Source organism: Stenotrophomonas sp. STEN054 (assembly GCF_056854535.1).
Genome location: NZ_JBXFWG010000025.1, coordinates 1 through 16,566 on the forward strand (window position 1 = coordinate 1; position 16,566 = coordinate 16,566).

The following is a 16,566-nucleotide window of genomic DNA, read 5'->3' on the forward strand; positions in this document are numbered from 1 at the left end:
TATGTCTTTTTTCCCCGACCTACACCCCGGGGGTGAGAAACCCAAAAAACTTCTCGGTTTGCACTCCCCCGGCTTGGGGTGGGCTCAACCCCAACCTGTTCTAATCCGGGGGCCGCGCCCCCCCCCGCGGGGGGCCGCTTCTGTTTTCTGTAGAACCGAGCCATGCTCGGCTGCTCTGAGACTCCTTTCCCGCCAACAGCAGCCGAGCATGGCTCGGCTCTACTTGAGCGCCTGCATGCCTTCGAATGCCCTGATCCAGAACGACATCGTCGTCTTCGGTTTGATCGCCGCTACCCTCGGCGCCGTGTTCTGGACCGCCTCGCGCGAACAGGGGGCGTGGAAGCGCTTCTACACCTTCGTGCCGGCACTGCTGCTGTGCTACCTCATTCCCGGTATCTACAACACCGTCGGCCTCATCGACGGGCAGAACACCAAGCTCTACAACCCCATCGCACGCGACATCCTGCTGCCGGCGGCGCTGATCCTGCTGACCCTGGCGGTGGACATCAAGGGCATCCTGCGGCTGGGCCCGAAGCTGGTGCTGATGTACCTGGGCGCCTCGGCCAGCATCATGCTCGGCGCGGTGGTGGCCTTCCTGGTGATGCGCGCGATCCATCCCGACACCGTGGCCGGTGACACCTGGGCCGGCATGGCCGCACTGGCCGGCAGCTGGATCGGTGGTGGCGCCAACATGCTGGCGATGCGCGAAGTCTTCGACGTCAACGCGACCACTTTCGGCCAGTTCGCCGTGGTCGATGTCGGCGTGGGTTACGTGTGGATGGCCGCGCTGATCTTCCTGGCCGGGCGTGCGGCGAAGATCGATGCGCGCAGTGGCGCCGATACCTCGGCCATCGATGAACTGAAGGAGCGTATCGCGCGCTTCCAGGCCGAGCACGAGCGCATTCCCAGCCTGACCGACCTGATGCTGATCGTGGCGGTGGCCTTCGGCGGCGTCGGCCTGTCGCACGCCATCGGCGCGCCGCTGGCGGCATGGTTCAAGGCCAATGTCAGCTGGGCCTCGCAGTTCAGCCTGGATGCGCCGTTCGTGTGGGTGGTAGTGCTGTCGACCACGCTGGGCCTGAGCCTGAGCTTCACCCGCGCGCGCACCCTGGAAGGCGCGGGCGCCTCGCGCCTGGGCTCGCTGCTGCTGTACTTCCTGATCGCCTGCATCGGCATGCAGATGGACCTGCTGGCGCTGCTGGACCGCCCGTGGCTGTTCCTGCTCGGCATCATCTGGATTGCCGTGCACATCGCCCTGCTGTGGTGCCTGGGCAAGCTGCTGAAGGTGCCGTTCTTCTATTTCGCCATCGGTTCGCAGTCGAACATCGGCGGCCCGGCCTCGGCGCCGGTGGTGGCGGCGGCCTTCCATCCGGCATTGGCGCCGGTGGGGGTGCTGCTGGGCACGATGGGCTATGCCACCGGCACGTACCTGGCGTACATCGTCGGCATCACCCTGCGCGCGCTGGCTACGTGACGCACGGTAGCGCCGGGCCATGCCCGGCGTTACCTACGCCACCAGCAACCCGCGTTCGATCAACCACGCCCGCGCGTCTTCCGCATCCTGCTCAAACCACGCCTTCGTCGACCCCAACCGGTACGTATACCCCCACGCATCCATGTCGGCCATCAGCTGTTCGCTGCCTACGCCGGGCAGCTGCCCGGCCAGCACGATCTGCAGGTAGCAGGTGGCATCTTCCTCGGGCACCGAGTCGGTGGCGTCGGTATGTACCTGCGCGCGCCGCTCCGGGGGCAGCACGATCAGGTGGCAGGCCTCGTGCAGCATCGAATGCACCGGCGTGTCGTCGCGCACGTAGACGTCGCTGGCGATGATGCCGGCCTCCGGTTCGCCCCAGTAGCTGCCGGGAATCGGCGCACCGGCAGCCACGTGGTGCAGGCGCAGGTCATGCGCGGCGAGCAGGCGCTGTGCATCGGCGAAGGCGATATCGCCGACGCGGGTGACGTTCGGTTCGGGTGCGGTGTCGGTCATGCGGGGGTCACACGGCCCCGCCCATGCAGGCACGGGCGGGGCAGGAGGTCAGGGTTTTTCCGGGCCTTCGGGCAGCGCCACCGAGATGTCCAGCACGTCGTGCTGGCCATCCTTCACCAGGTCGACCTTCACCGCGTCGACGTCGATGTTGACGTACTTCTTGATCACTTCCAGCAGCTCGCGCTGCAGCAGCGGCAGGTAGTCCGGGCCACCGCGGTTGCTGCGTTCCTGCGCGATGATGATCTGCAGGCGGTTCTTCGCGGTTTCGGCGGTGGTCTTCTTCGCTTTGAGGAAATCGAACAGGCCCATGCTTACCCTCCGAACAGCTTGCTGAAGAAGCCCTTCTTCTCAACGGTGGTGAAGCGCATCGGGCGCTCTTCGCCGAGGATGCGTGCAACGGCATCGTCGTAGGCCTGGCCGGCGGCCGATTCCACGTCCAGGATGACCGGCTCGCCCTTGTTGGAGGCATTGAGCACGTCGCCCGATTCGGGGATTACGCCGATGGCCTTCAGGCCCAGCACTTCCTCGACGTCGGCGATGCTCAGCATCTCACCGCTTTCCACGCGCACCGGGGTGTAGCGGGTCAGCAGCAGGAAGGCCGGCACGTTCTGGCCGGATTCGGCCTTGTGGGTCTTCGAATCCAGCAGGCCGATGATGCGGTCCGAGTCGCGCACCGAGGACACTTCCGGGTTCACCACCACCACGGCGCGGTCGGCGAAGTACATCGCCAGGAAGGCGCCCTTCTCGATGCCGGCCGGGGAGTCGCAGATGATGTAGTCGAAGCCGTCGGCGGCCAGGTCCTTCAGGACCTTGCCTACGCCTTCCTGGGTCAGCGCATCCTTGTCGCGGGTCTGCGAGGCAGCCAGCACGTACAGGTTGTCGAAGCGCTTGTCCTTGATGAGGGCCTGCTTGAGGGTCGCTTCGCCGTGCACGACGTTGACGAAGTCGTACACCACGCGGCGCTCGCAACCCATGATCAGGTCGAGGTTGCGCAGGCCGACGTCGAAGTCGATCACGGCCACCTTCTTGCCGCGCCGAGCGAGGCCGCAGGCCAGGCTCGCGCTGGAAGTGGTCTTGCCGACGCCGCCCTTGCCGGAGGTGACTACGATGATTTCAGCCAAAGGACTTCTCCTGATGATTCTGTTTTGGGGCTGCGTCAGTCCAGCGCAGCGATCTTGATCTGGTCCTGTTCCAGCCACACCTGCACGGCCTTGCCGCGCAGGTTGTCCGGCACATCGTCCAGTACCTTGTAGTGGCCTGCAATGGCGACCAGTTCCGCATGGAAATCACGGCAGAAAATACGTGCCGCTGTGTTGCCCTGGGCCCCTGCCAGCGCGCGGCCGCGCAGGGTCCCGTAGATATGGATGCTGCCGTCGGCGATGACCTCGGCACCTGCGCCGACGGTGGCCATCACGGTCAGGTCGCAGTTTTCCGCATACAGCTGCTGGCCCGAGCGCACGTTGCCCAGCTGCATGCGTCCCGGCTGCGGCGCGGCCGCATCGGCGGCGTTGCCCACCGGTGCGACGGGGGCCGGGGCCGGGTCGGCCTTGGCTGCACGACGCGGTTCCGGTGCGGGTGCGGGCGGCGGCGGGACCTGTTCGGCCTCGGCACGCTCGTACTGCGCACGGAACTTGGCCAGCAGTGGCAGGCCCAGCTGCTGCGAGAGCAGGTCGACCGCCGTGGTGCCATAGGCCAGCGCCACCGGCAGCACGCCCGCGCTGCGCAGGCCATCCACCAGCGCCTGCGCGGTGGCCGCGTCGGGCACCTGGCTCAGGCCTCCGAAATCGAGGATGACCGCGGCGCGGCCGAACAGCTTCGGCGCACGGTTCACGCGCTCCTGCATTTCCTGCACGAGGCGTTCGACATCAAGGGTACGGATGCGCAGGTTGGCGATGCCCACCTGGCCGATCTTCAGTTCACCGGCCTGTTCATAATCGAAATTCACCGCCACGCTCAGGTCCCCGTCGGCCGCTGTGCCTGCACCGGCAGCTGCCGGTCACGCGCCCATGCCACATCCGGCAGCTTGCCGCCGTAGGTCTCGTGGACCCACGGGTAGCTGCACAGTTCCTTGGCCAGCATGCTGGCGCGCACGTCGACGTGCGGCATGGTGTTCTGGCCCAGCTCGCGGAAGCCGAAGCTGCCGTGGAAGAGCAGCGCGGCGTCGGCGCCGTGGTCCAGGAACACCTCGCAGGTCATCTGCGGGTAGCGCAGCTCGGCAAAGCTCTGCGCATCGGCATAGAACGCACGGCCGACGCCGCCACCGCGACGGCGGCTGGCGACCACGATGCGGTCGATATAGAAGAAGGGCGTGGCCAGCTGCTGCTTGAACCAGGCGAAGTTGCTGCTGTCGTGCTGGCTGTCGCTGCCGAAGCCGATCAGGAAGCCGGCCAGGTTGCCGTCGCGCTCGGCGACGCGGAAATACTCAGCGGTATCGTAGAACAGGTGCAGGCGTGCGGCATCCAGCGGAAGGATGGCCAGGCCAGCATTGTTGTTCAAAGCCAGGACGGAATCGAGCTCGTGCTCGCGCACGTCGCGGATGACAATCGACATTGTGACTCCGTGGGGTAACGCGGTTGGTCCATCAACGGACCCTGCGCACGATTATTGCATGCCCAGGGCGGGCTGCGGCATGAACAGGGGGAAGGGCATGCATGACTTCCGCCAGAGTGCACCAGGAGGGCTTCAACCGTAGAGTGCTGGCATGTTGGGAGTCCTCAGCCATACCCGTGTCCTGCGACTGGCCGGCCTGTTTACCTGGGTCATGGTCGGCCTGCCCCTGGCCTATTCGCAGTTCGAGAACCTGCATGCCCGTGCCGATATGGGCGGCTGGGCCGTGCTGCTGTTCCTGGCCTACCTGTCCTTTGGCGCCGCCTACTTCCGCCTGACCCGCTCGCTGCGCAGCGACAGTCACACCACCTGGCTCGACCGGGGCCTGCTGCTGCTGCTCACCGTGTCCGCGCTGGGGGTCAGCTTCCTCAGCGGCTCGGGCCTGGGGAGCATCCTGATGATGGTCGCCGCCGGGGTCATCCCGTGGATGCTGTCGGTGCGGCTGGGCGTGCTGTGGCTGCTGGTCAGCCAACTGGCCGTGGCGCCGGTCTATTACATGCTGCTGCGCTTCCCGCTGTTCGAGGCGGTGATGCAGTCGCTGCTGTATGGCGGCTTCTCGATGTTCATCTTCGTGACCAGCCTGGTCGCGCGGCAGCAGACCGAGGCCCGCGACGAGCAGCGCCGCCTGAACGCCGAGCTGCGCGCCACCCGCGCCCTGCTGGCCGAAAGCGCACGGGTCAACGAGCGCACGCGCATCTCGCGCGAGCTGCACGATGTGCTGGGCCACCAGCTGACCGCGCTGACCCTGAACCTGGAAGTGGCCGGGCACCTGGCCGACGGCCAGGCGCTGGAACACGTCAAGCGCTCGCATACCCTGGCCAAACTGCTGCTAGGCAACGTGCGCGAGGTGGTCAGCCAGCTGCGCGAGACCGGCGCCATCGACTTGGCCGCCGCGCTGCGCCCGCTTACCGAGAACGTGCCCTCGCTGGACATCGTGCTGGACGTGGAGGAGCCGCTGAACGTGGAAGACCCGCAGCGCGCCCACGTGCTGCTGCGCTGCACCCAGGAGATCATCACCAACGCGGTGCGCCACGCCCAGGCGCGCCACCTGTGGATCCGGGTGTACCGTGAGGTGCCGGACCTGGTGGTGGTGGACGCCCGCGACGATGGCGTCGGCGCACAGATGGTCAATGCGGGCAATGGCTTGCGCGGGATGCGCGAACGCCTGCAACAATGTGGCGGCCAGCTGCAGGTGGATACCCACCCCGGCGAAGGCTTCCGCCTGCGGGCCACGGTTCCGGCAACGGTACTGGCGGCCCTCACCGAGGTTCCTGAAGGAGTGCGTTGATGATTCGCGTCTGCCTGGTCGATGACCAAACCCTGGTGCGGCAGGGAATCCGCTCCCTGCTGGCGCTCGACGACGGTATCGAAGTGGTGGCCGAGGCCGCCGATGGCCGCCAGGCCGTCGAACTGGTGCCGCAGGTGCGTCCGGACGTGGTCCTGATGGACATGCGCATGCCGGTGATGTCCGGCCTGGAGGCGCTGCAGGTGCTGTCGCGCCAGGAGCAGCTGCCGCCGACCATCATCCTGACCACCTTCGACGACGACCAGCTGGTGCTGGCCGGGCTGAAGGCCGGTGCCAAGGGCTACCTGCTCAAGGACGTCACCCTGGCGCAGCTGGTCGGTGCCATCCGCACCGTGGCCGACGGCGGTTCGCTGGTGCAGCCAGCGGTGACCCAGCGCCTGCTGTCAGGCCTGGAGCACATGCGCAACGACTTCGTCAGCCTGGACCGCCCGGACCCGCTGACCGACCGCGAGACCGAGATCCTGCGCCTGATGGCCAGCGGTTTCTCCAACAAGGAGATCGCCAATTCATTGGGGGTCGCCGAAGGGACCATCAAGAATCACGTGTCCAACATCCTGTCCAAGCTGGGGGTGCGCGACCGCACCCGCGCCGTGCTGAAGGCGTTCGAACTTCAGCTGGTCTGAAAAATCCTTTTGCGACAACGATTTGGGCCAGGCCCGGGGCGCCGGAGCAGGGTGCCCCCTACTTGCGGGGCCCCCGGATGCGTTACTCTTCAAAATCTTTGTCCATACAAATCCGCAGCCGGCACGGAAACCGGTGCGCCAATCCGATAAACAATGCCTGCGAAGCCTGCTAGGATTGGCGCTTCGCTTCAATCAACCCGGCCGTGGGATCGGCCCCGGAGACTCTCTGAATGACCCGTATTATCGAGTTCCTGATCGCCTTGGGGATCGTGGCTGGCCTGTTCGTCATTATTGGCGTCTGTCTGCCGGGCGAGCGTCACATCACCGAAAGCATCGAGACCAACCGCAAGATGACGATCGTGTACGACACGGTCAACAGCCTGCGCCGCTTCAAGGACTGGAACCCGCTGGTACTGCGCGATCCCGCCGTTGATCTGAAGCTGTCCGGCCCGGCCTCCGGCGTCGGTGCCACTCTCGACTTCTCCTCCAAGGACCTGGGCAACGGTTCCTGGAAGATCACCGAGTCGGAAGAGAACAAGCGCGTTGTGATCGCCGTCGAAGACCCGACCAAGGGCCACGACAAGGTGACCACCTTCAGCCTGGAGCCGACCGGCAAGGGTGGCCGTAACGTCAAGATCACCCAGGATTACTCGGTGAAGTACGGCTTCGACCTGTTCGGCCGCTACGCAGGCCTGTATGTCAGCCGCCAGATCGGCGATGACATCAAGATGGGTCTGTCGCGCATGGCGAACATGCTGGCCACCGTGCCGAACGTCGACTACCGCACCGCCGAAGCCCCGCTGACCGATCTGGCGATCGTGGAAGTGCCGGCTGAAGACCTGCTGGTCGTCAACGCCGGTAACGTCGACCGCGGCCAGGACACCATCACCAAGTCCATCAAGGACAACCAGGAGTGGATCAAGCGCGTGATGGAGGCCAATGGTCTCGAAGCCGCCGGCCCGTTCCGCATCATCACCACCGATTTCGGTGCTGAGAAGTACGCCTTCGACATCGCCCAGCCGGTGAAGAAGAAGGGTACCGAAGGCGCCGCCGCTGAAGAACTCAGCGTCAAGATCGACGGTGGCGCACCGGTGAAGTACGTCCGCGTTGCTCCGCATCGTTCGGCCCACGCGGCCTACACCGGCCACATGGCTGGCCTGGACATCGCCCGCAACGCCCTGCGTGCCTGGGCTGTGACCAACGGTTCGGAAGTGGTCGATCGCCCGTACGAATCCTGGAAGGACGGTCTGGACAAGTCGTTCACCCCGGAAGGTACCTACGACATCTACTGGGCCGTCAAGTAAGCCTCGGCTGACCCATGTAATGTTGGACACGAAAACGCGCCGCTTCCTGCGGCGCGTTTTTTTTTGATCTGCGCCCCGTGGGCGCTGCGCAAGGAGCAGTCATGTTCAATCCGGAACGACGCGCGCGTAGACCTTCCCTGCTGGCCTGCCTGGGCGCGATGCTGGCAGCGGCCTCGATCGGCCTGTCCGCCTATGCAGCGCACGGCGTGGCCGATCCGCTGGCCCAGCAGCATCTGAACATGGCCGCGCTGTATGCCTTCGCCCACGGCGCGGTGCTGCTGGCGCTGGGCCCGCGCGCGCAGGGGGCGATCGCCCACCTGGGCCTGTATGTGCTGCTGCTGGGCGTACTGCTGTTCTCCGGCAGCCTGGCCGGTGCGGCGTTGTGGCAGTTGCCAACGCGGCTGGCACCGGTGGGCGGCACCACGCTGATGGCAGGGTGGGTGCTGCTGGCGATCAATGCGCTGAGGCGCTGAACGCCGTTGCGACGACGGCCGCCGGGCACGGCCCGGCGCTACAGGGTGGGGCAGCGTGAACCGTGCAGAGCCGAGCCCATGCTCGGCTGCGTTTGATCGGGGCCGACCCTGGGCTGGGCGCTACAGGGAGCCGGTCCAGCACCAGTGCCACGGCTCGTAGATGATGCCGTGCGGGTTGTCGCGGGGATAACTCAGGCTGAAACCATGCGTGCCGGCGTGCGCCTGCAGCCAGGCAAACGCGTCCGTTGCTTCGAAGGTTTCCTCGGCCGGGGCATCGCCCGGCGTGCCGATGTCCAGGGCATGGCCGCTGTGGTGTTCACTGAACCCCGGGGCCGCGTTGACCTTGAGGATGTCGGCCACGCTCAGCCCGCGCGCGAGTTTCCGTTCGAAGATGCCCAGCTGGTAAGCATGGCTGCGGAAGCCGGAGATCGCATCCAGCGTTACCCCATCGCGCGCGGCATGCAGGCGCATGCGGCGCCAGCCCTGCGCGGCGCCACGGCGCAGCCACAGCGGGCGGCCGAAGCGGTCACGGCCGGCAAAATGCAGCACGCAGGGCTCGGCCTCCAGCGCCAGGCCGCTGTCCTGCGCGTACTGCGGTGCATCCAGCCCCAGCTGCTGCAGGCGCTGCTGCAGGCCGGCCAGCGGCAGCCACTGTGCGCCCAGAATCGCAGCAAACGGGCGCGCTGCGGCAGCGCCCTCCAGAAGCGCCAGCGCGTCCTCCACGCCGGGTTCGCGCGGCAGGTGCGGCACCAGCGAATGCACGCCCTGCGGCAGCACCGCCGCCAGGTAGCGGCCATCGCGCTTGCGTCGCAGCACCCAGCGAGCACGCGCCAGCAGGCGCGCATCGAGGTTGCTGCGCGCACGTAGCAGATCGGCCGGCCACAGTTCCACGGCCTCGGTGTTGATCAGCAGGGGGGCATGACGGTGCATGCCCGCAGCTTACTGCGGTGGCGTGGTGGCAGCCACCTTGCGCAGTGCATCCAGCAGGGCCTGTGGCCGGTCCAGGCTGAGCAGCAGGGTGCTGCCGCCGCGCACCGGAATGACCAGCGTGTGCTGGCGATCAGTGACCAAGGCAAAGCCCTTGCTGCCGCCCTGCAGGCGGAAGTGCCCCGAGTAGAAGCCCGGCATCGAGTAACCGTTGGTTTTCATGCGCAGGCCGTAGCGGCGGTCGCGGCCAAGGTCGACCACCTCGGCCTGGTCCAGCTGCATCTGTGTCACCGGCGTGCGGCGGCGGTACAGGGTCGAGCGCACGTCCAGCACATCGCCGGCCAGGCTGACCCGGCGGCGGAAGAACGCGGTGCCCAGGCCCGCACCGATCAGCACCAGCGTCGCCAGGCTCCAGGCCGCGCTGCCCCACATCCGGAAGAACGGCGGCGACAGGGTGATCTCCATCCATGGCGCATCGGCGGGTGCGTCCTTCAGTTCGGCCCAGACACAGAGGGCAAAGACCACCAGCACCGGACCGAGGATCCACAGCACGCGCAGCGGCGAACTCTCTGCAACGTCGAACGTGCGCGGATCACTACCGCTCATCGCTGTGCCTCCACCCAGCGTGCGACATCGGCGATCAGCGCCGGGTCGACGTGCCCGGGCTGGGCGTACTCCTTCAGCGAGCTCGGGCCGTTGCCGGCCACGCCGATATGGTTGAGGGCCGGGTAGGCCTGCCACTGCACATCCTTGCGGCCCTGCAGCGCCTGCTTCCACAGCTGCCAATCTACGTCGGGCACCTGGAAATCGCGGCCACCGTGCAGCATCAGCAGCGGCGCGCGCAGTTCCTTGGCATCGGCCCGTGCGTTGACTGCTTCGATGCTCCTCCAGAACGTCTGCGGCACGCCCAGCGGCAGTTCGCTGGCGGCGACCGGTGCGCTGCCGTGGGCGGCGGCGATCTGGGCGTCCAGTCTGTCCAGGAAGGCCTGTTCCGGCGCCGTGATGTTGCCGTCCAGGCTGAGCAGGTAGCGGTTCTGCTCGGGAAGCAATTCCAGCAGCGTGCGTGCCGGCGCGGCCCAGAGGATCGCGCCGCGCGCCTGCGGCCAGCGGCTGGCGATGCGTGGGGCCAGCATGCCGCCCTGGCTGTGGCCGAGCACGAACACGCGGCGGTCATCGATGCGCGGATCGGCGGCGAGCGCGGTCAGTGCGGCCACTGCGTCGTCGGTGGTTTCGTCATCGACGGTGAAGCTGCCGCCCTGGAAATCCTGCGGGCGGGCGAGGGTGCGCTTGTCGTAGCGCAGCACCGCGATGCCCTGCGCGGCCAGGCCGCGGGCGATATCGAGGAACGGGCGGCTGGCGCCGATCGTTTCGTCACGGTCCTGCGGGCCCGAACCATGCACCAGCAGCACCGCCGGGAACGGCCCCTTGCCCTTCGGCAGGGCCAGCGTGCCCGGCAATGCGCCGCGCGCCTGCGGCACGCTGAACTCCGTCTCGGCGTAATTCGCGCCGGCCGGCGGCGGTGCTGCCTTGGCCGCCGGGGCAGGGCGAAGCATCAGGCCGGCGACCTTGTCCTGCGCGTCCACCGCCACCTGTGCGACCACCGCGCCGCTGGCGAACTGCAGCGGCACCTCGACCACGTGCACGCCCTGCTGTTCGCTGCTGTGGGCGGCGCCGCGCTGCTTCAGCTCACCCAGCGATTGCCACAGCACCTGCAGCTTGTCGGCCGGTACGGCGCTGGCCATCTGCGCGGTTAACATCGCCTCGGCCTCGGCCATGCGGCCGGCCTGCAGGTGGTCCAGCAGCTGCGAGGCCACCTGCTGCGGCTCGGCGGCGAGGGCACCGCCGCTGAAGGCGGCCAGTGCCACGGCAAACAGGGAGGGGCGCAGGCGCATGGTTACTGCTCCTTCTTGAAGACAAGCATGGCCGGGCGCATCGGCGCCGGGATGATGATGTTGACCAGTTCCCAGCCGAGCTGTCCCTGGCGGCTCAGTTCGGCCTGGATGTCCTCCGGCTTCTGCAGGCCCATCAGCGACGTTTTGACTTCAACGGTCAGGTAGCTCCAACGCTTGCTCATTCCTTGTCCTCCGACGATGGCTTGGGTTTTGGCAGGCGTCCTGCCTTGCGCAGGGCGTCGCGCAGCACGTATTCGATCTGCGCGTTGAGGCTGCGCAACTCGTCGTCAGCCCAGCGCTGCGCGGCGGCCAGGACATCGGCGTTGATACGCAGCGGATAGGCTTTCTTCTCACTCATGCAAGCTCCTGGCGGGGCGGTGGGGCGCCCCGTTGCGAGGGTTCAGTACAGCGAACCAGCGTTGACGATCGGCTGGGTGCCGCGGTCCGAGCACAGCACGGTCAGCAGGTTGCTGACCATGTGCGCCTTGCGTTCCTCATCCAGCTGCACCACGCCGTTCTTCTGCAGTTCGGCCAGGGCCATTTCAACCATGCCCACGGCACCGGCGACGATGCGGGTACGCGCAGCGATCACCGCGTTGGCCTGCTGGCGCTGCAGCATCGCCTGGGCGATCTCGGCGGCGTAGGCGAGGTGACTGATGCGTGCGTCGATCACCTGCACGCCGGCATCGGCCAGGCGCTCGGCCAGCTCGTTCTTGAGGTGCTGGGAAATCTCGCTGGCGTGGCTGCGCAGGGCCAGCTGGCCCTCTTCATGCTGGTCGTACGGGTAGCTGGTGGCCATCGCGCGCAGGGCGGATTCGGACTGGATGTGCACGAAGCTCTCGTAGTCGTCCACGTTGTAGACCGCCTCGGAGGCATCGATCACCTGCCAGACGATCACCGCAGCGATCTCGATCGGGCTGCCGTCCAGCTCGTTGACCTTCAGCTTGCCGCTTTCGAAATTGCGCACGCGCTGGCTGACCCGGCGCTTGCTGTAGAAGGGGTTGTTCCAGCGCAGGCCGTTGTCCTTGACGGTGCCCACGTACTTGCCGAACAGGCTCAGCACCGCCGCCTGGTTGGGCTGCACGGTGTAGAGGCCGGCCAGCGCGAAGATGGCCAGCGCCACGATCACGATCCCGCCGAACAGCATCAGCAGGTTCGGCGAGCCGGCAGTCGCCTTGGCCGCGACGCCGAGCACGAACAGCCCGGCGCCAGCCAGCGCGACCAGCAGGGCGCCCGCCAGCATGCCCAGGCCGTTGAGGGAGGAAAGCGACTTCTCTTTCATGGCAGTACGTCCTTGAGGAATCGTAGAAACGATATCAAAGTGATATCAGTTAGCAAGTGCCGTTCGTCGGCTGGCCGGAGGCAGACCGGCTAGAATGCCCACCCGCCTTCACATTGCTGCCGGACCCCCGCCATGGCCAAGCTTGGAACCCCGTTGTCCCCCTCCGCCAACCGCGTACTGCTGCTGGGCTCGGGCGAACTTGGCAAGGAAGTGGCCATCGAACTGCAGCGCCTGGGCGTGGAGGTGATTGCCGCCGATCGCTATGCCGATGCCCCGGCCATGCAGGTCGCGCACCGCTCGCACGTGATCGACATGCTCGACGCGATGGCGCTGCGCGCGTTGATCGCCCAGGAGCAGCCGCACCTGGTGGTGCCGGAAATCGAGGCCATCCACACCGAGACCCTGGTCCAGCTGGAGCAGGAGCAGGGGCTGCGGGTGATCCCGACCGCGCGCGCTGCACGCCTGACCATGGACCGCGAGGGCATCCGCCGCCTGGCCGCCGAGACCCTGGGCCTGCCGACCTCGCCGTACCGCTTCGTCGATACCGAAGCCGAGTACCGCGCCGCCGTGGCCGCCATCGGCCTGCCGTGCGTGGTCAAGCCGGTGATGTCGTCCTCGGGCAAGGGCCAGAGCACCCTGCGCAGCGAAGCGGACATCGCCGCGGCGTGGGAGTACGCGCAGACCGGCGGTCGTGCCGGTGCCGGCCGTTGCATCGTCGAAGGCTTCATCGATTTCGATTACGAGATCACCCTGCTGACCGTGCGCCATGCCGGCGGCACCTCGTTCTGCGCGCCGATCGGCCACCTGCAGAAGGACGGTGACTACCGCGAAAGCTGGCAGCCGCAGCCGATGTCCAGCGCTGCGCTGGCGCGTGCGGAGGAAATCTCGCGCGCGATCACCGACGACCTCGGCGGCTGGGGCCTGTTCGGCGTGGAGCTGTTCGTGAAGGGCGATGAGGTGTGGTTCAGCGAAGTCTCACCGCGTCCGCACGACACCGGCCTGGTGACCCTGGTCTCGCAGGAGCTGAGCGAATTCGCCCTGCACGCCCGCGCGATCCTCGGCCTGCCGATTCCGGTGATCCGCCAGAGCGGCCCGTCGGCCTCGTGCGCGCTGCTGGCGCATGGCGAAGGCGTGCCGTACTTCAACAACGTCGCCGCCGCACTGCAGGTGCCGGACACTGCCGTGCGCCTGTTCGGCAAGCCGAGCGTGCATGGCCACCGCCGCGTGGGCGTGACCCTGGCGCGCGCCGCGACCATTGACGAAGCCCGCACCATCGCGCGTGATGCCGCCGAAACCATCGGCGTCGAACTGCGCCCGTAAGCAGGTAGCGCCGGGCCATGCCCGGCGGCTCTGCGTGTGTGCAACGGGGTCTGGAAAAGCCGCCGGGCATGGGCCGGCGCTACCGGGTTACTTGACGTCCACCCACACCAGGTGGTGGTCGCTGCCGTCGGCGATCTTCGCTTCCGGGCTTTCATTGGCCGGCCAGAAGACGCCGCTGCCGACGTACTCGAAGCCGGTCGAGGGCAGCACGTAATCCAGGCGCATGGTGCCGGACTTCGGGCCGAAATCGCCGGTGGCGTGGAACGGCGCGCCCTTGCGCACGATGCCCTTGGCCGCATAGGCCAGGCTGGTCTGCTCGCCACCGACGCTGCGCGGGGTGGGGTAGCGCAGCACGCGCGGATTCTCGATCAGGTTGACGATGGCGTCGTGGCGACCGTCGCCGTCCACCGGGTCGTTGTTCAGATCGCCGAAGATCACGAAGCGCGCGTCCTGGGCCAGGCCGCCGCAGTGGCCCTTGTCATCGCACAGCCACGGCTTGTCGCCGGCCGACAGGTATTCCTGCCACAGGCGCAGTTCGTCGTGGTTGCGCGCGGCATTGCGCTTTTCCGGGCCGTCGAACACCGGCGGCGTCGGGTGCGAGACCAGCGCGTGGACCACGCCGGCCGGGGTCTTTACCGGCACGTCCCAGTGCGACTTCGAGGACAGGCGCAGCTGCGACCACACCTGGTCGTTGTAGAAGCTCTTGCCGGTGCGCGGGTCGACCGGGCGGATCGCGCCGGGCATCGTGCTCCACTTCAGCAGCTGGAAGCTGCGCACCTTGGCTTCGTCGATCGGGTAGCGCGACAGCACCAGCATGCCGTACTGGCCCGGGTGCAGGCCGTAGCCCCAGGCGTCGTTGCCGCGGCTGCGGCCTTCGCCGCCGACCGTGCCGTTGCCGTCCAGGTCCAGGCCGCTGGGCACGCCGGTGTTGACCGGCGCCAGGTAGCGGTAGGCGAAGTGCAGCGGCTTGCCGCCGCCGGGCTGGGCCACTTCCAGGTAGCGTTTCTGGAACAGGTCGGCGGCGCGGTGGGCGTCGTCGAAGTCGAATTCGTTCAACAGCACCAGGTCCGGGCGCACCTGCTGCAGCACCGCGGCGATCTTGCGCGCGTGCTCGCTGTCGCCTTCCAGTTCCTTGATCAGGCCGCCGGCATCATCCGAATACAGCGAAGTGTTGTAGGTGGCCAGGCGCAGCGTCGAGGACGGCTTGTCGGTCATCGCAGGGGACTTGGCGAAGGCGGAGGCGCTGGCGCCGCAGAGCAGGGCCAGGGCGAGGATCAGGGGACGGCGGCGGGTGATGTTCATGGGCCGTATTGTGCACCCGGCCCGGTGTCAGCGGTTTGTCAGCGTCCGTCCAGATCGCTGTCGAAATCATGCCAGCGACGGCCGTCGTAGGCCTCCAGCGGGCGGTAGCGGCGCTTGTAGTCCATCTTCTGGTGGTCGCGGATCCAATAGCCGAGGTACAGGTGCGGCAGGCCCTCGCGCCGGGCCCATTCGATCTGCTGCAGGATGGCGAAGGTGCCCAGGCCGCGCGCGGCATGGTCCGGATCGAAGAAGGTGTAGACCGCCGACAGGCCGTGTTCGGTCACGTCGGTCACCGCAACCCCCAGCAGCTGGCTGGGCTGGCCGTCATGGCCGGGCAGGCGCATCTCCAGGAAGCGGGTATGCGACCAGCTGCCGATCAGGAACTGCTCGAACTCGTGCGGGCCGTGGTCGTCCATGCCGCCGTTGGCATGGCGATGGGTCAGGTAGCGGTGGTACAGGTCGAACAGGTCCTGGCGCGGCATGGCGGCGGTGATGCGCACCTCCAGGTCGGCATTGCGCGCGGCGCAGCGGCGCTGGCTGCGGTCGGCGGCGAACCGCGCCACCGGGATGCGCACGGCCACGCAGGCATGGCACTGCGCGCAGTGCGGGCGGTAGACCAGGTCGCCACTGCGGCGGAAGCCCCAGCTCAGGGCCAGCGGGTACAGCCCACCGAGGCGGCGGTCCTGCGGGTCCAGCACCAGATCGCGCGCAACGCGGTCCGACCAGTACCCGCAGGGGTGCTCGCCGGTCTGGAACAGTCTCAGTTCGTCGTCTCTGTCGCCGTGGATCGCCATGGGCACAGCATAGCCCCAGCGTGTCGCAATGGCCGCGACTGTCCGCCGGATGAACGGAACCGGCAGCTGCGTCAACCGATGTCGTGGTCGGGCGTTGTTGTCTCCCGAGGGTGAAGTGATCACCTCGACGCAATGACGCAATCCCCATACCAGGAGTGACTCCATGATCCGTACCCCCCTGCTGCTGGCCCTGCTGCTGGGCACCTCCGCCACCGGCATCGCCCTGGCCGCCGATACCCCCGCCAACCCGAACGCCCCGGCGCAGCGTCATGCCAAGCTGGACACCAATGGCGATGGCGTCATCGACCGCAGTGAAGCCGCCGCCAACCCGCGCCTGGCCGCGAAGTTCGACGCGCTGGACAAGAACAAGGACGGCAAGCTGTCGCGCGACGAGCTGCCGCGCTGGAAGCATGGCCGTCGTGGTGGCCCGGGCGCCTGGATGGCCAAGCTGGACGTGAACAAGGACGGCCGCATCAGCCGTGATGAAGCCAAGGCCGATCCGCGCCTGGCCGCGCGCTTCGACCAGATGGACGTCAACAAGGACGGCTACCTGGACAAGGCCGACCGCGAGCTGCGCATGAAGCAGCACCGTGATGCCTGGTTCGCCACCGCCGACACCAACAAGGATGGCCAGCTGAGCAAGGCCGAGTTCGATGCCGCCAAGGGCCCGATGCACGGTGGCCCGCGCCACGGCGGCCCGCGTGATGGCAACGCACCGAAGCCGCCGCGCTGAACCCCGCAGCGGTGAC

Annotated in this window: 20 protein-coding genes; 7 read left to right on the forward strand and 13 right to left on the reverse strand. The window is 67.4% G+C overall.

What is annotated here, in order from left to right:
• Positions 1 to 235: 235 nt before the first annotated feature.
• Positions 236 to 1,474: a DUF819 family protein gene (locus tag AC1VXD_RS11535; protein WP_482992152.1), complete on the forward strand. Its 1,239-nt coding sequence runs from the start codon at positions 236 to 238 to the stop codon at positions 1,472 to 1,474.
• 33 nt (positions 1,475 to 1,507) lie between these two features.
• Here the strand turns inward: AC1VXD_RS11535 and AC1VXD_RS11540 are convergent, their stop codons facing one another.
• From AC1VXD_RS11540 to AC1VXD_RS11560, 5 genes are read right to left on the reverse strand one after another with little or no spacing between them, the layout of a single operon-like run.
• Positions 1,508 to 1,987 (reverse strand): hypothetical protein, encoded by a 480-nt coding sequence (locus AC1VXD_RS11540; RefSeq protein WP_482992153.1) that lies wholly within the window; start codon positions 1,985 to 1,987, stop codon positions 1,508 to 1,510.
• Positions 1,988 to 2,035: 48 nt separating this feature from the next.
• Positions 2,036 to 2,296, reverse strand: a complete 261-nt coding sequence (gene minE, locus AC1VXD_RS11545; RefSeq protein ID WP_079221044.1) for a cell division topological specificity factor MinE — start codon at positions 2,294 to 2,296, stop codon at positions 2,036 to 2,038.
• 2 nt (positions 2,297 to 2,298) lie between these two features.
• Positions 2,299 to 3,108, reverse strand: coding sequence for a septum site-determining protein MinD (minD, locus tag AC1VXD_RS11550; RefSeq protein WP_150455841.1), 810 nt, complete (start codon positions 3,106 to 3,108; stop codon positions 2,299 to 2,301).
• A 35-nt stretch (positions 3,109 to 3,143) separates the two neighbouring features.
• Positions 3,144 to 3,932, reverse strand: a complete 789-nt coding sequence (gene minC / locus AC1VXD_RS11555) for a septum site-determining protein MinC (protein ID WP_482992154.1) — start codon at positions 3,930 to 3,932, stop codon at positions 3,144 to 3,146.
• An 8-nt stretch (positions 3,933 to 3,940) separates the two neighbouring features.
• Complete coding sequence (locus tag AC1VXD_RS11560; RefSeq protein ID WP_108768158.1) at positions 3,941 to 4,537, reverse strand: GNAT family N-acetyltransferase; 597 nt, start codon at positions 4,535 to 4,537, stop codon at positions 3,941 to 3,943.
• Positions 4,538 to 4,688: 151 nt separating this feature from the next.
• Between AC1VXD_RS11560 and AC1VXD_RS11565 the strand changes: the two genes are divergently transcribed.
• The 4 genes from AC1VXD_RS11565 to AC1VXD_RS11580 all read left to right on the forward strand — a co-directional run bounded on the left by AC1VXD_RS11565 (position 4,689) and on the right by AC1VXD_RS11580 (position 8,300).
• Complete coding sequence (locus AC1VXD_RS11565) at positions 4,689 to 5,882, forward strand: sensor histidine kinase (RefSeq protein ID WP_482992155.1); 1,194 nt, start codon at positions 4,689 to 4,691, stop codon at positions 5,880 to 5,882.
• Complete coding sequence (locus AC1VXD_RS11570; RefSeq protein WP_108746175.1) at positions 5,882 to 6,523, forward strand: response regulator; 642 nt, start codon at positions 5,882 to 5,884, stop codon at positions 6,521 to 6,523. The genes AC1VXD_RS11565 and AC1VXD_RS11570 overlap by 1 nt, the downstream gene beginning before the upstream one ends.
• Positions 6,524 to 6,753: 230 nt before the next feature.
• Positions 6,754 to 7,827, forward strand: coding sequence for a polyketide cyclase (locus AC1VXD_RS11575; protein ID WP_482992156.1), 1,074 nt, complete (start codon positions 6,754 to 6,756; stop codon positions 7,825 to 7,827).
• 101 nt (positions 7,828 to 7,928) lie between these two features.
• Entirely contained in the window at positions 7,929 to 8,300 is a 372-nt protein-coding gene (locus AC1VXD_RS11580) for a DUF423 domain-containing protein (protein WP_482992157.1), read from the forward strand.
• Positions 8,301 to 8,420: 120 nt separating this feature from the next.
• On the opposite strand, the gene AC1VXD_RS11585 is transcribed toward AC1VXD_RS11580, so the two are convergent.
• The 6 genes from AC1VXD_RS11585 to AC1VXD_RS11610 are packed head-to-tail and all read right to left on the reverse strand — an operon-like array spanning position 8,421 to position 12,401.
• A complete protein-coding gene (locus AC1VXD_RS11585) occupies positions 8,421 to 9,230 on the reverse strand; it encodes a M15 family metallopeptidase (RefSeq protein WP_482992158.1) in 810 nt (269 codons plus the stop codon).
• A 9-nt stretch (positions 9,231 to 9,239) separates the two neighbouring features.
• The gene (locus tag AC1VXD_RS11590; RefSeq protein WP_482992159.1) at positions 9,240 to 9,833 is read right to left on the reverse strand and encodes a PH domain-containing protein; all 594 of its coding nucleotides are present in this window, start codon (positions 9,831 to 9,833) and stop codon (positions 9,240 to 9,242) included.
• Positions 9,830 to 11,119, reverse strand: coding sequence for an alpha/beta hydrolase (locus tag AC1VXD_RS11595; RefSeq protein ID WP_482992160.1), 1,290 nt, complete (start codon positions 11,117 to 11,119; stop codon positions 9,830 to 9,832). The genes AC1VXD_RS11590 and AC1VXD_RS11595 overlap by 4 nt, the downstream gene beginning before the upstream one ends.
• Before the next feature lie 2 nt (positions 11,120 to 11,121).
• The gene (locus AC1VXD_RS11600) at positions 11,122 to 11,301 is read right to left on the reverse strand and encodes a DUF4177 domain-containing protein (protein WP_108768165.1); all 180 of its coding nucleotides are present in this window, start codon (positions 11,299 to 11,301) and stop codon (positions 11,122 to 11,124) included.
• Positions 11,298 to 11,477 (reverse strand): type II toxin-antitoxin system antitoxin, encoded by a 180-nt coding sequence (locus AC1VXD_RS11605; protein ID WP_079221055.1) that lies wholly within the window; start codon positions 11,475 to 11,477, stop codon positions 11,298 to 11,300. Before AC1VXD_RS11605 ends, AC1VXD_RS11600 begins: the two co-directional genes overlap by 4 nt.
• Before the next feature lie 42 nt (positions 11,478 to 11,519).
• Complete coding sequence (locus AC1VXD_RS11610) at positions 11,520 to 12,401, reverse strand: SPFH domain-containing protein (protein WP_482992161.1); 882 nt, start codon at positions 12,399 to 12,401, stop codon at positions 11,520 to 11,522.
• Between the two features lie 132 nt (positions 12,402 to 12,533).
• On the opposite strand from AC1VXD_RS11610, the gene purT reads away from it, so the two are divergent.
• Entirely contained in the window at positions 12,534 to 13,721 is a 1,188-nt protein-coding gene (gene purT / locus AC1VXD_RS11615) for a formate-dependent phosphoribosylglycinamide formyltransferase (protein WP_482992162.1), read from the forward strand.
• Between the two features lie 87 nt (positions 13,722 to 13,808).
• Here purT and AC1VXD_RS11620 read toward each other — a convergent pair whose 3' ends face one another.
• On the reverse strand, positions 13,809 to 15,023 hold the full coding sequence (locus tag AC1VXD_RS11620) for an endonuclease/exonuclease/phosphatase family protein (RefSeq protein WP_482992163.1): 1,215 nt from the start codon (positions 15,021 to 15,023) through the stop codon (positions 13,809 to 13,811).
• A gap of 38 nt (positions 15,024 to 15,061) precedes the next feature.
• Positions 15,062 to 15,817, reverse strand: coding sequence for an arginyltransferase (locus tag AC1VXD_RS11625; RefSeq protein ID WP_108768169.1), 756 nt, complete (start codon positions 15,815 to 15,817; stop codon positions 15,062 to 15,064).
• Between the two features lie 163 nt (positions 15,818 to 15,980).
• Here AC1VXD_RS11625 and AC1VXD_RS11630 point away from each other — a divergent pair, with 163 nt between their 5' ends.
• The gene (locus AC1VXD_RS11630) at positions 15,981 to 16,550 is read left to right on the forward strand and encodes an EF-hand domain-containing protein (protein WP_482992164.1); all 570 of its coding nucleotides are present in this window, start codon (positions 15,981 to 15,983) and stop codon (positions 16,548 to 16,550) included.
• Positions 16,551 to 16,566 lie beyond the last annotated feature (16 nt).